General features: G+C 65.3%; 12 protein-coding genes. 9 read left to right on the top strand and 3 right to left on the bottom strand.

Translation table 11 applies throughout. The annotated features are described in order from the left end of the window. Window positions 1–20: 20 nt before the first annotated feature. Together ACEN9O_RS25100 and ACEN9O_RS25095 are read right to left on the bottom strand one after the other, a co-directional pair. On the bottom strand, window positions 21–2,204 hold the full coding sequence (locus ACEN9O_RS25100) for a 3'-5' exonuclease (protein WP_495614516.1): 2,184 nt from the start codon (window positions 2,202–2,204) through the stop codon (window positions 21–23). Next, window positions 2,205–3,341 (bottom strand): LacI family DNA-binding transcriptional regulator, encoded by a 1,137-nt coding sequence (locus tag ACEN9O_RS25095; protein ID WP_495614515.1) that lies wholly within the window; start codon window positions 3,339–3,341, stop codon window positions 2,205–2,207. 192 nt (window positions 3,342–3,533) lie between these two features. Here ACEN9O_RS25095 and ACEN9O_RS25090 point away from each other — a divergent pair, with 192 nt between their 5' ends. The 7 genes from ACEN9O_RS25090 (at window position 3,534) to ACEN9O_RS25060 (ending at window position 10,574) form a co-directional block, all read left to right on the top strand. After that, window positions 3,534–4,784, top strand: coding sequence for an Hsp70 family protein (locus tag ACEN9O_RS25090; protein ID WP_495614514.1), 1,251 nt, complete (start codon window positions 3,534–3,536; stop codon window positions 4,782–4,784). 15 nt (window positions 4,785–4,799) lie between these two features. After that, complete coding sequence (locus tag ACEN9O_RS25085) at window positions 4,800–5,420, top strand: 3'-5' exonuclease (protein WP_495614513.1); 621 nt, start codon at window positions 4,800–4,802, stop codon at window positions 5,418–5,420. Between the two features lie 54 nt (window positions 5,421–5,474). Further along, complete coding sequence (locus ACEN9O_RS25080; RefSeq protein WP_495614512.1) at window positions 5,475–5,825, top strand: hypothetical protein; 351 nt, start codon at window positions 5,475–5,477, stop codon at window positions 5,823–5,825. A 74-nt stretch (window positions 5,826–5,899) separates the two neighbouring features. Further along, window positions 5,900–7,387, top strand: a complete 1,488-nt coding sequence (locus tag ACEN9O_RS25075) for a putative porin (protein WP_495614511.1) — start codon at window positions 5,900–5,902, stop codon at window positions 7,385–7,387. 10 nt (window positions 7,388–7,397) lie between these two features. Continuing rightward, complete coding sequence (locus ACEN9O_RS25070; protein WP_495614510.1) at window positions 7,398–8,303, top strand: metal ABC transporter substrate-binding protein; 906 nt, start codon at window positions 7,398–7,400, stop codon at window positions 8,301–8,303. Next, window positions 8,300–9,082, top strand: a complete 783-nt coding sequence (locus tag ACEN9O_RS25065) for a metal ABC transporter permease (RefSeq protein ID WP_495614509.1) — start codon at window positions 8,300–8,302, stop codon at window positions 9,080–9,082. Before ACEN9O_RS25070 ends, ACEN9O_RS25065 begins: the two co-directional genes overlap by 4 nt. A 106-nt stretch (window positions 9,083–9,188) precedes the next feature. Further along, the gene (locus ACEN9O_RS25060; RefSeq protein ID WP_495614508.1) at window positions 9,189–10,574 is read left to right on the top strand and encodes a tetratricopeptide repeat protein; all 1,386 of its coding nucleotides are present in this window, start codon (window positions 9,189–9,191) and stop codon (window positions 10,572–10,574) included. A gap of 5 nt (window positions 10,575–10,579) precedes the next feature. Here ACEN9O_RS25060 and ACEN9O_RS25055 read toward each other — a convergent pair whose 3' ends face one another. Beyond that, window positions 10,580–12,400, bottom strand: a complete 1,821-nt coding sequence (locus tag ACEN9O_RS25055) for a GGDEF domain-containing protein (protein ID WP_495614507.1) — start codon at window positions 12,398–12,400, stop codon at window positions 10,580–10,582. 166 nt (window positions 12,401–12,566) lie between these two features. Here ACEN9O_RS25055 and ACEN9O_RS25050 point away from each other — a divergent pair, with 166 nt between their 5' ends. Both ACEN9O_RS25050 and ACEN9O_RS25045 read left to right on the top strand, forming a co-directional pair. Continuing rightward, window positions 12,567–13,211 carry a methylamine utilization protein gene (locus tag ACEN9O_RS25050; protein WP_495614506.1) on the top strand — a complete coding sequence of 215 codons (645 nt, stop codon included), beginning with the start codon at window positions 12,567–12,569 and terminating at the stop codon, window positions 13,209–13,211. 14 nt (window positions 13,212–13,225) lie between these two features. Continuing rightward, window positions 13,226–15,643, top strand: coding sequence for a putative bifunctional diguanylate cyclase/phosphodiesterase (locus tag ACEN9O_RS25045; RefSeq protein WP_495614505.1), 2,418 nt, complete (start codon window positions 13,226–13,228; stop codon window positions 15,641–15,643). The last annotated feature ends 56 nt before the right edge of the window (window positions 15,644–15,699 follow it).

Raw genomic sequence — 15,699 nt, 5'->3', positions numbered from 1 at the left:
ATTTCGCATTATTTTTCGCATTATTTTTTTATCCAAGGTGCAAACGGCGCCAGATCCTTGCCCGCTTCGACGTACCAGGCGCGGCGCGTGATGTCGAATTGCGCCCCCAGCGCCTTGACCTGGTCCTTTTCGTGATAGGTGGCTGTCAGGTACTGGCGGGCGGGGGGCGCGGCGGCCAGGCCGGGCTGGCTGATTTGGCTGGCCTGGTTGCGGGCGATGGCGGCGTCGGCGGCGGCGGCCGATTTCGGCAGGCGCATCTGCGCGATGAAGCTGCTGCGCAGCGCGGCGTCGGTGGGCGAGAGCAGCGTCAGGCGCGCGCGGGCGCGGGTGGCGCCGACGTAGAACAGGTTTTCCTCCTCGGCCTTCGCCTGGGTCGGGTGCGGAAATTCGTCCGCCTGCAGGAAGGGCAGGATCACGTGGTCGAACTCCTTGCCCTTGGCGTTGGCCACGCATTCGATCAGCACCGCCTTGCGTTCGCGCTTGCGGCGCACGAAGGCTTCGCGGGCGTTGAGCGCGGCCCAGAACTCGGCCAGCGTGTGACCGGAGGCGGCGGCCGCTTCCAGCAGACCGGCCACGGATTTGTTGACCACGCCCGCCTCGTACGGGCGCACGAAGATGCGGCGCGCCGTCGCCACCAGCTTGACGCGCTCGCACACTTCCGCCAGCACGGCCGCCGCCGGCGTGGCCGGATCGACCCCGGACAGCCAGGCGATGGTGTCGATGACGGCTTTCTTGGTGGCCTGGCTGGCGACGTCGCGGTAGTCCGGCTCTTCGCCGTCGCGCCGTTCGTCTTCGATCAGGAACAGTTCGCCCAGCAGCGCCGGGTCCTTGATGATCTGGGCCTTGAAGTTGTCCATGCGGCGCGCGGAGAAGGGCATCTCGCTGAAGGCGGTCAGGGCGTCGACGATGGCGGTGCGCACCTGCTCGGTCTTGACGGCGCCGAAGTCCTTCAGCGCGATCGCCAGCAGGCCGCGCAGGAACAGGATCTCGTCGCGCTGCAGGTAGCCGGCCATGGCGGGGGTGCGGTAGTCGATGTCGGCCTCGATCAGCGCGTTCTCGATGGCCATCGACTGATGGCGGTCGCGTATCAGGATGGCGCAGCCGTCGAGCGCATGGCCGTCCGCCTTCCATTGCCGGATCGCGGCGACGGCCTGCTGGGCGCAGCCGGCGGCGTCGTCGTAGTGCGCGTGGCGGATCTGCGTGTGCAGCGGCAGGCTCGACTCCACCGGCTTCTGTTTGAACTCGGCCATCGCGTAGGCCAGGTGCGGGCCGTGGCGGTAGCTGTAGGTCAGCGGATAGCGCGCCAGCTTGGGGTAGTTCTGGGCGAAGCGGCGGTTCAGGTATTCGTCGCTGGCGCCCAGCTTGGCGTGGATCACCTGGTCCTTGTCGCCGGCGCCGACGAAGTAGCATTGCGGCTTGCCGATCAGCGCGTCGAGGATCAGGAACGCGGCTTCGTTCAGGTCGTGCAGCTCGTCGCACAGCACCAGCCGGTAGTCGGGGAAGTGCTCGGCCAGGCGGGCGCCCGCCTGCAGATTGCTGGCCAGGTCGTAGGTGGCGTCGAACGGGCCGCGGAAGACCGCGCCGGCGCCGCCGTCCAGGCGCAGCGTTTCGTATTCCACCGTGGTCAGGTAGTCGGCCAGCGGCACGCCCATCAACTCGGCGACTTCCTCCAGGCCCATGTATTCGACGTCGGCGGCCAGCGCCATCGTCGCCTTCAGCTGCAGCTGCACGTCGAGGAACTGGGCCAGCGCGATGCTGTGGGTTTGCAGATTGAGGCCGTCCAGGCGGCCGGCATAGCGGTCGCCGACGCGGTCGATCGCGGCCAGCGCGTAATCCTTCAGCTGGCGCGCTTCGGCGCACTGGCGCAGGTGGTCGCCGTCGATGCGGTCCAGTTGCAGGGCGGCGAAATCCTCAAAGCTCAGCACCGCGACGCGGCTGGCCAGCGCATGCGGCACGCCCACGTCGAGCAGGCGCTGGCGCATGACGTCGCGCGCTTCCGGCGTGAAGGTCAGCGCCAGGATCTGTTCCGGCGCCAGCTTGCGCGCCAGCGCCTCGCCGATGCGCAGCGCCAGCGTGGTGGTCTTGGCGGCGCCGGCGTTGGCGTCCACCAGCACCACCTTGTGCTGCGCCAGCTGGATGGCGGTCTGCTCTGGAGTCGGGATCAGGCCTTGCGGAGTGAAGCGGGGAGGGTTGGCATCGTTCATTTACTGCATTATAGCGGCCGGCACGCGGATGCCGGGGGCCGCTGCCGTCGTCGCGGACGGCGCGCCCGGTTTGGGGCGCAGGCGCGCGGTGGCGCCTTCGATGAACTGGGCGCTGAACACGCGTCGTTCGACCTGGGACTCGCGGCTGTCGATGACGGCGCACAGCAGGCTGGCGGCCGAGCTGGCCATCTTGGGCATGGGCTGGCGCAGCGTGGTCAGGTTGTAGCTCAGCCAGTTGGACGGCTCGACCGCGTCGAAGCCGGCCACCGACAACTGGCCGGGCACGTCGATGCCCAGTTCATGGCGGGCGCAGTCGAGGCAGCCGATGGCCATCACGTCGCTGCCGCAGATGATGGCGTCCGGGACGCCGCCCATTTGCGCGATCAGCGCTTTCAGGCCGGCGGCGCCGCTCTTGTAATCGTATTCGCCCGGCACCACGACCGGCGGCGGCAGGCCCAGTTCGGCCAGGCGCTCGCAGGCGCCGCGATGGCGCTCGCTGACGACGCTGGAATCGGCGCTGCCGCCGATGATGCCGAAGCGGCGGTGGCCGGCGGCGGCCAGCCGCGAGACCAGCATGCGGCCCGCTTCCAGGTGGTCGCAGGTGACGGTGTTGACCGACTGGTCGCGCAGCGTGCGGTTGAACAGCACCAGCGGCATGTGACGGCGTTCGAACTCGGCCACGTGTTCGTCGGACAGGTGGGCGGCGGCGATCACGCCGTCGACCTGGAATTGCCAGACGTCGGCCAGCACGCGGTCGACATCGGATTCGCGCGCCAGCGGGAACAGCAGCACGCGCTTGCCCAGCGTGGTCAGTTGCTGGCTCAGCTCGGCCAGCAGCTCAGGGTAATACAGGTTGGCCTGGTTGGTGATCAGCACCGCCACCATATTGGAGCGGCGTGTGATCAGGCTGCGGGCGGCGGCGTTGGGAATGTAGTCCAGCAGCGCGGCGGCCTTCATCACCCGCGCATGGGTGGACTTGGATACGCTGGCGCCGGGCTTGAAGCAGCGCGATACCGCCGATTGCGAGACGCCAGCCACCAGCGCCACGTCGTACGAGGTGACGCGGCGGGCTTCGCGGGCGATATTGGCTTTGTGTTCAGTCGCGCAGACTTCGATTGTCGGCTTGGTTTTGGTCATCGTATCGTGGCGTGCGTAGTGCGTCTTGCATCTTGTATAGTTCAACGAGCATAATCAAAAACTTACTCGATAGCAATAATTATCGTTTTTCTTTCAAGAAATATTAATCCAGGTGTGGTCCCGCTGCAATTTTTCCTGAAAGACGGGGTTTTCTGATAAGATAACGCCCCTTTATTCACGTGAAGGGTCGACATGGCCATTGCTTGCGGCGTCGATTTTGGCACGTCAAATTCCACGGTGGGCTGGGTGCGGCCCGGCCACCCGGTGATGTTGGGACTGGAAGAGGGCAAGACCACCTTGCCGTCGGTGGTCTTCTTCAACGCCGAGGACGAAGAGGTCACCTTCGGACGTGCAGCGCTGGCTGAATATCTGGCCGGCTACGAGGGGCGCTTGATGCGCTCCATGAAGAGTTTGCTCGGGACCAGTCTGATCGACGGTCAGACCGAGGTGGGCGGCCGCGCGCTGCCGTTCCGCACCTTGCTGTCCCAGTTCATTGGCGAAGTGAAGCGCCGCGCCGAGCAGTCGGCCGGGCGCCAGTTCACGTCGGCCGTGTTCGGCCGTCCCGTCCATTTCATCGACGACAGCAAGGAAAACGACCAGCTGGCCGAGGATACGCTGGCCGAGGTGGCCCGTTCGGTCGGCTTCAAGGACATCGCCTTCCAGTTCGAACCGATCGCCGCGGCGTTCGACTACGAGTCGCAGATCAGCCGCGAGGAGCTGGTGCTGATCGCCGACATCGGCGGCGGGACGTCGGACTTTTCGCTGGTGCGCCTGTCGCCGGAACGCGCCAACAAGACCGAGCGCCGCGACGACATCCTGGCCAACGGCGGCGTGCACATCGGTGGCACCGACTTCGATAAATACCTGAGCCTGTCGTCCGTGATGCCGCTGCTGGGTTATGGCAGCCGCCTGCGCAACAACAGCGAAGTGCCGTCCAGTTACTTCTTCAACCTGGCAACCTGGCACACCATCAACCAGGCCTACACCAAGAAAATGTGGACCCAACTGTCCGACTTGCTGCGCGATTCGGCCGAGCAGGAAAAGCTGGGCCGCCTGCAAAAGCTGATCGACCAGCGCGCCGGCCACTGGCTGGCGATGAAGGCGGAGGAGGGCAAGATCGCCCTGTCCGACGCCGCCAAGGTGCAGCTGGAGCTGGACCGCCTGTCGCCGCCGGTGACCTTGGAGCTGGACCGCGCGCAGTTCGACGACGCCATCGGCCACCTGGTCGGTTCGGTCGAGAACACCGTGCTGAGCCTGCTGCGCGACGCCGGTGTGGCGCCTGCCGATGTGGATACGGTATTCTTCACCGGCGGTTCCAGCGGCGTGCGCATGCTGCGCGAGCGCATCGGCGCGCTGGTGCCGTCGGCGCGCAAGGTCGAGGGCGACCTGTTCGGCAGCATCGGCGCCGGCCTGGCGCTGGATGCCGTACGCAAGTTCGGCTAACTAATAAGGAACACCATGCTCGACCAACCCATCGTCATGCTCGACTTCGAGACCACCGGCCTGTCGCCCGACATGGGCGACCGCATCACCGAGGTGGCGGCGTTGCGCATCGTCGGCGGCAAGGTGGTCGAGCGCTATGTGTCGCTGATTAACTGCAATGTGCGGATACCGTCCTTCATCACCGGCCTGACCGGCATCACGCAGGCGATGGTCGACGGCGCGCCGCCGGTGTCGCAGGTGGTGCCGGAGTTGCTGGACTTTATCGGCGGCGATGCGCTGTCGGCCCACAACGCCAGCTTCGACGATAAGTTCCTGCGCGCCGAGGCGGCCCGGCTGGGCCTGACGCCCGGCTATCAATCGCTGGTGTGTTCGCTCAAGTTGTCACGCCGCGTGTTTCCCAATTTGTCGAGCTACAAGCTGGGCAATCTGTCGGGCGAGCTGGGCATCCGTTTCAAGAGCGCGGCCCACCGGGCCGAGTCCGATGCGGAAGTGGCTGCCGAGGTGCTGATCCATATCGGCAAGCACATCGGTTCGACCTACGGCATCGGCGGCGTCGATCCGGCTTTGCTGGTGGCGATCAACAAACTGGCGGCGGCCAAAGTGCACCAATTCCTCGAAAAACAAAAAGTACGCTAAAAATCGGTAGCTCGCATTACAATACCGGCACTATGTATCAATAGTTGGTATTTTGTGAATATACGCCGCAACTTCTTCCATGTGCTGCTGTCGCTTCTGCTGGTGTTCTCCCAGCAGATGGGCTACTCGCACGCGCTGTCGCACGCTTCGGCCGCGACCGGCGTGGTGCAGGCCGCCACCCAGCAGGATGAGGATGCGAGCAGCAGTATCAACAAGCTGGGCCTGAATCACAATTGCGCGCAATGCCTGGCATTTGCGCAGATCGGCTCTGCGGCCGTTAGCCATTTCTATTCCTTCCCGCTGCTTGCCGATCCCTCGGTCGCCGTCACCCACGCGCCTGCGCGGTTCGATTGCCGGCGTACCGTCTGCGGCTTCCGGTCGCGAGCGCCGCCCGTCCTGTCCTGATCGCACACCCTGGATCCGTCACCGCTGCCGTTTGCGCAGGGGGCGGCTTATCGCAGCTGTCTACAGGAATTGACATGTTGAAACATAAAGTGATGCTGGCCGCCTTGAGCGTGGCCGCGGCGGCCCCGCAGGCCTACGCCGCAGATAAAAAAGAGCAGAAGGAACTGGCTGAAATCCGCGCGGAGATCCGCCAGATGAAGGAGGCCTACGAGGCCCGCTTGCAGTCGATGGAACAGCGCTTGCAGCAGGCGCAGTCGGATACCGCCGCCGCCAAGGCGCAGCTCGCGGCGTTAGGCGGGGCTGCACCGGCCGCGCCGGCGGCGCCTACCCCGGCCGCACCGGCCGCCGGCGCCGCGCCTGCGGTGGCCGCCTATGTCGAAACGCCGCCAGCGCCCGCCAGCGCGGCACCGGCCGGCGGCGCCAATCCGGCCAGCAATCTGTTCAACCCGAACATCTCGATGATCCTGGGCGGCACGCTGCAAAACCTGAAGCAGGACCCGACCCAGTACCGTCTGCAAGGCTTCGCGCCGAGCGGCGGCGAGGTTGGTCCCGGCAAGCGCGGCTTTAACCTTGGCGAATCCGAGCTGACCATGGCCGCCAATATCGATCCGCAGTTCGCCGGCCAGCTGACCTTCTCGCTGACCGGCGAGAACGAGGTCAGCGTCGAGGAAGCCTTTATCCAGACGCGCGCCATGGAGAGCGGCCTGAACATCAAGGCCGGCCGCTTCCTGTCGTCGATTGGCTACCTGAACAGCCAGCACGCGCATACCTGGGACTTCGTCGATGCGCCGCTGGCATATCAAGCCTTCCTCGGCGGCCAGTACAAGCCGGACGGCGTGCAGGCCAAGTGGCTGGCGCCGCTCGACCAGTTCCTGGAGATCGGTGTGGAGGCCGGCAACGGCACGGCCTTCCCCGGCAACGACCGCAACAAGAACGGCGCCGGCGCCGTCAGCGTGTTCGCCCACCTGGGCGACGATCTCGGCGATTCGGCCAGCTATCGCGCTGGCGTGTCCTACCTGCACACCGGCGCCGAACAGCGCGCCTACCAGGACCAGGGCCTGACCAACAGCTTCAGCGGAAAATCCAATATGTGGATCGCCGACGCCATCTACAAATGGGCGCCGAACGGCAATCCGACCAACACCAACTTCAAGCTGCAGGGCGAGTACTTCCGCCGCAAGGAAAGCGGCACGCTGAACTACGCGGTCGACACCGACGCCGCGGCCAGCGGCAACTACCGCAGCATGCAGTCGGGCTGGTATCTGCAAGGCGTCTACCAGTTCATGCCGACCTGGCGCGCGGGCCTGCGCTATGACCGCTTGTCGTCCGGCTCGCAGCGCATCGGCCTGATCGACAGCGGCGCGCTGGCCTGGGCCAACCTGCCGATACTGGAGGCGTACAACCCGTCGCGCAGCAGCTTCATGGTCGATTACAGCCCGTCCGAATTCTCGCGCCTGCGTTTGCAGCTGGCGCGCGACCAGTCCCGTCCCGGTGTCACAGACAACCAGATTTTCCTTCAATACATCATGAGCCTGGGCACGCACGCTGCCCACTCGTTCTAAAGGAGCAGGCATGAAACGCATACTCAAACATCTGCTGCTTGCCGCCGCCTGCGTGGCGGCCACGTCGGCGCACGCCGCCATCAACGTTCTCGCCTGCGAGCCGGAATGGGAAGCGCTGACCAATGAACTGGGCGGCGACAAGGTCAAGGTCTCCAGCGCCACCAACGCGCTGCAGGACCCGCACCGCATCGAAGCGCGGCCGAGCCTGATCGCGCGCACGCGCAACGCCAACCTGCTGGTGTGTACCGGACTGGAACTGGAAGTGGGCTGGCTGCCGGTGCTGATTCAGCAATCGGGCAACAGCAAGATCGCCGCCGGCCAGCCGGGCAACTTCGAGGCGGGCGCTTTCGTGCCGCGTCTCGACGTGCCGAACAAGGTCGACCGCAGCGAAGGCGATGTGCATGCCGCCGGCAATCCGCACATCCAGCAGAACCCGCACAATATCGCGCTGGTCGGCGTGGCGCTGGCCAAGCGCCTGGCCGAGCTGGACCCGGCCAACGCCGCCTACTACCAGGCGCGCCAGAAGGACTTCGCGGCGCGCTGGGATGCGGCCATGCTCAGGTGGGAGAAGCAGGCCGCGCCGTTGAAGGGCGTGGCCGTGGTGGAGCACCACAAGAACATGGAGTACCTGATGGGCTGGCTCGGCATGCATCAAGTCGGCACGCTGGAGCCCAAGCCGGGCGTGGAGCCTAGCGCGGCCCACCTGGCCGAACTGCTGGCGCAGTTGCAGCGCACGCCGGCCAAGATGGTGATACGCGCGGCCTACCAGGACGGCCGTGCCTCGCAGTGGCTGTCCGAGCACGCCAAGATTCCGGCGGTGGTGCTGCCGTTTTCCGTCGGCGGCGACGACAAGAGCAAAGACTTGTTCGGCCTGTTCGACTCGACTGTACAACGTTTAATGGATGCAAATAAATGAACGCTGAAGCGCTCGACCTGATGATCATCCTGCCGGCGCTGCTGGCCGGCCTGCTGGTGTTGCTGACCCACGTGCCGCTGGGCGCGCAGGTGCTCAAGCGCGGCATCGTGTTTATCGACCTGGCGATCGCGCAGATCGCGGCGCTGGGCGTGATCATCGCCGGCGCCGCCGAGCTCGATCCACAGAGCTGGGCCGTGCAGGCCGCCGCCGCCGCTGCCGCCGTGCTGGGCGCGCTGCTGCTGACCTGGACCGAGAAGCGCTGGCCGGAAGTGCAGGAGGCGCAGATCGGTGTGATGTTCATCCTGGCCGCGACGGCGGGCCTGCTGCTGGTGGCGCACAATCCGCACGGCGGCGAGCATTTGCAGGACCTGCTGGCCGGCCAGATCTTGTGGGTGCGCTACGACCAGCTGGCGTTGCCGGCGGTCGGCACGGTGGTGATCTGCGGCTTGCTGTACTTCCTGCGCGAGCGCCTGAGCCGGCTGGGTTTCTACCTGATCTTCGCGCTGGCCGTGACGGCGTCGGTGCAGCTGGTGGGTGTGTACCTGGTGTTCACCAGCCTGATCGTGCCCGGCCTGGCCGTGCGGCATTATGTCGGCAAGAAACGCCTGGTGCTGGCCTACATGATCGGCGCGGTTGGGTACGCCAGCGGGCTGGTGTTGTCCACGCTCTACGATTTGCCGTCCGGCGCCCTGATCGTCTGGTGCCTGACAATAATAGCTATTGCCGTGTATGCATTCGGTCCCAAACCTGACGGTGCGCGCCGGGTCGCCCATCACTAGAAACGATAACATTTCATCATGACTCGTTTGAGCGCGGTCAAACTCATGCCGGGGCCGCGTTTTACACTTTAACCAACATTTCGACGGTGTTGGCCAGAGGTGTACGATGAAAAATCAAAGCTCGGTGAAGACAGGTTACGACACCTTTGTATGGTACCGGGAGGCGGCCGAACGCGGCAATCCTTACGCCCAGTTCAATCTGGGCCTAGTCTACAAAAAAGGCGAGGACGTGGCGCGTGACGAGGTCCGCGCGTTCTACTGGATGTACAAGGCGGCCCAGCAGGGGCTGGCGTTCGCGCAGAACCACCTGGGCGTGATGTATTTTAACGGCCGCGGCGTCGCCAACAACGACAAGGAAGCCGTGCGCTGGTTTCGCGCGGCCGCGCTGCAGGGCGAGGTCTCGGCGCAGCAAAACCTGGGGCAGATGTACAAGAAGGGGCGTGGCGTGGCGCGCAACGACGAGACCGCCTTGTCGTGGTTTTACCGCGCCTCAGAGCAAGGCGTGGCCAGCGCGCAGACCCTGCTCGGCGAAGCCTATGTGCATGGCATGGGCGTGCGCCGCAATTATCCGTTGGCGCTGGCCTGGTTCCGCAAGGCGGCGCTGCAAAACGATGCCAGCGCCCAGCTCAATCTCGGCTTGATGTACAAACACGGCCACGGCGTGGCGCGCAACGACGCGCAGGCCCTGGCCTGGTTCCGGCAGGCCGGCGCCCAGGGTTGCGCGGTAGCGCAGCGGCTGGTCGGCGTGGCTTACGCCGAGGGCCAGGGCGTGGAGGCCGACCAGCTGCGCGCCTATGCCTGGCTGTTGCGGGCGGCGGAACAGGAAGACGCGGATGCGCAGTTCAACCTCGGCATCATGCTGGCCAACGGCAAGGGCGTGGATCGGGACGACGAGCTCGCCTTCACCTGGTATCGCCGCGCGGCGGAGTCCGGCCACGTGCTGGCCCAGTACAACCTCGGCGGCATGTACGTGCGGGGACGCGGCGTGGTGCGCGACGAGCAGCGCGCGCTGGAGTGGTACCGCATGGCCGCCGAGCAAGGCGCGCCCAACGCCCAGTTCAATGTCGGCGTGATGTATGCCAACGGTCAGGGCGTGACCAAGGACGAGGCGAGGGCGGTGGCCTGGTATCGCTGCGCGGCGGAGCAGGGCGACGCCAGCGCGCAAAACAACCTGGGCGTGATGTACGCCAACGGCCTGGGCGTGGCGCGCGACGAGGAACTGGCCGTGAGCTGGTACGGCAAGGCGGCCGAGCAAGGTCACGCGCTGGCGCAGTTCAACCTGGGCGGCATGTACGGCAGCGGGCGCGGCGTGACGCGCGACGACGAAAAGTCCTGCATGTGGCTGACGCTGGCGGCCGAGGCCAGCGAGTTGGCGGCGGCCAGCAATCGCAAGAATGCCGAACTGGACCTGACGCCGCAGGCCAGGGCGGCGGCCGTCGAGCTGGCCAGCCGCTGGCGTACGGCCCGTGCGATCCCGGAGCGTCCGGTTTGAGCGGCTCAGCCGGCTTGCTGGCGGCGATCCACGAACAGGCTGTTGCCGTGGATCTTCTTCGCCTGCTTCTTCGATTCCGTCGCCGCGGTGGCGATCTGGTGATGGGTGTAGTACTGGTGCGGTTCGACGCGGATCGCGCCTATCGATAAGCTCATCAGCGAGTAGAACACTTTCTTCCCCTGCCTGTCCTCGCTGATGTAGCCGCCGCGTTCGCAGTCTTCGATGCTGTAGAAATCCTCGGCGTGCCGCCCGAACTCTTCCAGGATGGCCTGGCAGCGTGCCTCCCAGTCTTCGCTCTGGAACAGGATCATGAAATCGTCGCCGCCGATGTGGCCGACGAAGTCGCGGTCGGCGTCGGTGCGCTCGCTGAGCAGGCGGCCGGTCAGCTGGATCACGTCGTCGCCGCGGCGGTAGCCGTAGACGTCGTTGAACGGCTTGAAATGGTCGAGGTCGAAATAGCAGACCCAGAAGCGCGTGCCGCTCTCCAGCAGGCGATCGATGTGCTCGTTGATCGGCACGTTGCCCGGCAGCTGGGTCAGCGGATTGGCGTAGCGGGCCGCGTTGATCTGCATCTGCGTGATCTCGCGCATCAGGTCGTGGCCGGTGCCCATGCCCAGGTAGCGTCCCTGCTCGGTGATGATGAAGCCGTTGAACAGCTGATGCGCGTCGGCCTGCACCATGCGGAAGCTCAGGTCTTGCAGGCTGGTGTCCTTGTCGGCGATCAGCGCGTTGCTGTCCATGAACTGCTTGCACGACTTCTTGCCGTACAGTTCGCGCTGGTAGGGGCGGGCGAAGTGCTCAATCATGTCGAATCGGCTGACCAGGCCCAGCGGCACTCCGTCGTCCACCACCGGAACGATCAGCAACTTGGGATGGCGCACGAAGATGTCGTATAGCTCGTTGTTGTTCATGCTGGACGGCACCGAGTCCGCCTGGTGCAGCAGCTTGTAAATGCTGACGCCGTTCTTTTCCACGCCGCGCTGCGGGTAGACCGCGACACCGTTGCGCGCCAGCGCCTTGACCACCTCGGCGGGCGCGGCGCGGGCCGGTTGGCTGTGGGGGCGGCCCAGATGGTAGCCCTGGCCGAAGGCGACACCGACATCGCGCAGCACCAGCAGCTCGGCCTGGGTCTCGATGCCCTCGGCGATCACCAGCGTGTCGGATTTGTCGGCGATCTCCTGGATCGAGCGCGCGAATTGCAGCTTGACCGGATCGTGGTTGATGCCCTGGATGAAGTGCATGTCGATCTTGACGTACTCCGGCCGCAGCTCCGACCATAGCCGCAGGCTGGAGAAGCCTTCGCCCAGGTCGTCGATCGCGATCTGGAAGCCCATATTGCGGTAGTGCAGCACCGCTTCACGCATCAGTTCGTAGTCGTAGGTGGGCTGGTTCTCGGTCAGTTCGATGATGACCCGCTCCGGGTTGATGCCGATCTGGTGGATGTATTCCAGCGTCTCGCCGTGCGGCGCGTCGCGCTGTAACAGGCATTCCGGGCTGACGTTGAGGAACAGCTTGCCGGGCAGCTGGAGCTCGGCAAAGCGCTCCAGCACCACGCGCCGGCACAGGTGCTCGACCTCGACCGTGAGGTCGTTGGCGCGCGCCACCTTGAACAAATTCATCGGCGCATGCAGGGGGCTGTCGGACGGCCCGCGTATCAAGCCTTCATATGCGATGATTTCGCCGCTCTGCATGTGTACAATCGGCTGGAACAGCGCGCTCAGCTGGCGGCGGGTCAGGATGTCGTACAAGTGGGCGCGCAACACCGCCTCCTCGTCTTCGGCCTTGGGAGGAAGATAGATGATGTTGGAGCTGAGAGCGGAATTCACGGTGAATGCTTGCCAAAAGTCGGTTTAACTGTACGATCGTAATGTGCTTTTGTGACCACGTGATGACGTGTGGAAATAATCTGCGGCAAATTGTGAAAAACCGTGTCGTAGAATATTGCCTACGCGCTACAATCTAAGTTGTATAAAAACCGAGAGCAGGCTGCCCATGCACCGTCACACCATCCGCCAAACCCTGTCCATCCTGTTGTTGCTGAGCTCGGCAGGCGCGGGCGCCACCGGCGTCACGGTGCAGGTGCAGGACGCTGGCGGCAAGGCCCTGGCCGATACCGTGGTCTACGTCGAGCCGGAAAGCGGCCCGGCCAGCGGTCGCGCGCCGGCCACGGCGGAGATCGAGCAGAAGGGCTTGAAATTCGTGCCCCTGGTCAGCGTGGTGCAGACTGGCGCCAAGATATTTTTCCCGAATAACGACAAGGTCCGGCACCACATCTATTCGTTTTCGCCGGCCCACAAGTTCGACCAGAAGCTGTACTCCGGCCAGTCGGCCACGCCGCAGGTATTCGACAAGGCGGGCACGGTGGTGCTGGGTTGCAATATCCATGACAAGATGCTGGCCTACGTCAAAGTGGTCGACACGCCGTACTTTGCCAAGACCGACGCCAGCGGCGCCGCCCGCATCGAGCTGCCGGCCGGCGGCAAGTACGTGGTCAAGGCCTGGCACTACAACACGGTCGGCGGCGCCACGCCGGAGCAGCTGGTGACGGTGAAGGCCGGCGACGCGCCCGCCGCCGCCGTCTTCAAACTGCCGATGAAACCGATCGTGGCCGACGACCCGTCGTCGACCACGCTTTAAGGGATAGCCTGAGCATGCGCATGCGCTTCCGCAGCCTGGAAAGCCGGATCGTCACACTGTTCCTGGTGCTGATCGTGGCTGTGCAGTTGATCGGCCTGCTGGTGATCCAGCGCGGCATCGACAACAATGCGCGGCTATCCATCAGCAGCGAGCTGGGCAATGGCGCCAAGGTGTTCCGCCGCCTGCTGGACCAGAACGCGCAAAACCTGCGCTTCGGCGCCCGCCTGCTGGCGCGCGACACCGCCTTCGTGGCCACCATCGGCAACAACGACGAGAACGACCGCGGCACCATCCTGTCGGCGCTGGCCAACAGCGGCGACCGCATCAAGGCCTCCCTGTCGATGCTGATCAATATCGACCGCAAGATCAGCGTCGCCACCAACGACAGCCAGGCCGCCGCGCTGGAGACGCAGGTGGCCGGCATGCTGGACGCCGCCGAATCGTCGGTGGGCGTGACCGGCATCGCCATCGTCGAACACCGGCCTTATCAGATCGTCGTCATGCCCATCCTGGCGCCGAGGACCATAGGCTGGATCGTCATGACCTTCCCGATCGACCGCCAGCTGGCCGGCGACATGCGGGAAATCAGCTCGCTCGACACCGCCGTGCTGACCCGCGACGCGCAAGGCAAATGGCTGGCCGCCGGCTCGACCTTTGCCGGCCCGGCGACGCAATCGGTGCTCGACCAGCTGCAGGCCTTGCCCGGAACGCCGGCCGGTCCGTTCGACCTGGCGCTGGCCAACGGCCAATACAGCGCGCGCCTGCTGGCGATCGGCCAGGACGGCGGCCAGACCGCCAACGTCCTGCTGGCGCGCTCGATCGACGAAGCGACCGCCGAATACAGCCGCCTGGAACGCTGGCTGATCGGCCTGACGCTGGGCGGCATCGTGATCTCTGCGCTGGCCATCGTGTTCACCGCCAAGCGCATCGCGCAGCCGATCAGCGAGCTGGCCGTCACCGCCAGGCGCCTGGAGCAGGGCGATTACAAAGGCCAGATCGACACCAGCCGCGAAGACGAAATCGGCGCCCTGGCGCACGCCTTCGACGCCATGCGCGAGGGGATCGCCAAGCGCGAACAGGAGATCCGCCGGCTGGCGTACTGGGATACGCTGACCAACCTGCCGAACCGCGCGCAATTCGTGCTGCTGCTGAACGATGCCCTGGCCGATGCCGCCAAGCGCGAGGAAACCGTGTTCGTGCTGATGATGGACCTGGACCGCTTCAAGCACGTCAACGACGTCATGGGCCACAGTTTCGGCGACGCCCTGCTGCGCCAGGTGGCCGGCCGCCTGCAACTGCTGCTGGCCAACCGGCGGCAGTCGTCGGCGCAGGTGGCGCGCCTGGGCGGCGACGAATTCGCCGTGCTGCTGCCTGCCTCCGACCTCGACGCGGCACAGCGCATGGCCGCCGAGATCCTGCAGGCGCTGGAGACGCCGCTGTCGCTGGAAGACCAGACGGTGGACATCGGCGCTGGCCTGGGCATCGCCGGCTACCCTGCGCACGGCAGCGACGGCGAAGCCCTGTTGAGCATGGCCGAGGTGGCGATGTACACGGCCAAGCAGCGCAACGACGGCGCCGTGATGTACGACCCGGCGATGGACAAGTCCAGCGAGAAGAGCCTGTCGTTGTTGACGGAGCTGCGCAACGCCATCGAGCGCAACGAGTTCCGCCTGCATGTGCAGCCGAAGATCATGCTCGATACCGGCAAGGTGGTGGGCATGGAAGCGCTGGTGCGCTGGGCGCATCCGGACCGCGGCAATGTGTTCCCCGACGAGTTCATTCCCTTCGCCGAGCAGACCGGCTTTATCCGCGTGTTGACCCGCTGGGTGATGGAGAAGTCGGCAGAACTGTGCCAGGAGCTGACGGCCAAGGGTTATCCGCTCAAGGTGTCGGTCAACCTGTCCACGCGCGATCTGCTGGACCAGGACCTGCCGGCCAAGTTTGCCGAAACGCTGGCGCGCTACAAGCTCGCACCCGGCTCGTTCTGCCTGGAGATCACCGAGAGTGCCATCATGGACGACCCGGTGCGCGCCCAGCACACGCTGGAGCGCCTGAGCGCCATGGGCGTCGATTTGTCGATCGACGATTTCGGCACCGGCTATTCCTCGCTGGCCTACCTCAAGCGGCTGCCGGTGAATGAACTGAAGATCGACAAGTCCTTCGTGCTGAACATGGAGAACGACATCGGCGACACCAAGATCGTCCGCTCCACCATCGACCTTGGTCACAACATGGGCCTGCGCGTGGTGGCGGAGGGGATCGAAAGCGAAGCCGTATGGCGATTGCTGGCCGCGCTGGGCTGCGACCAGGGGCAGGGCTATTTCATGAGCCGGCCCATCCCCGGCGACCAGCTGATCGCCTGGCTGGAGAACTGGCAGGCGCCGATCGCCAGCCAGGCGCCGGACTACAGCGTCATCGACACGGGCGGTTGAGTCCATCCCGGAAATCTGCATTTCGGTCAGCTTAATCTGCGGTATATCGCATAGTC

This window comes from Duganella sp. Dugasp78 (assembly GCF_059491455.1).
Note: the sequence above shows the minus strand (reverse complement) of the source record. Positions and strands in the feature narration are given on the sequence as shown.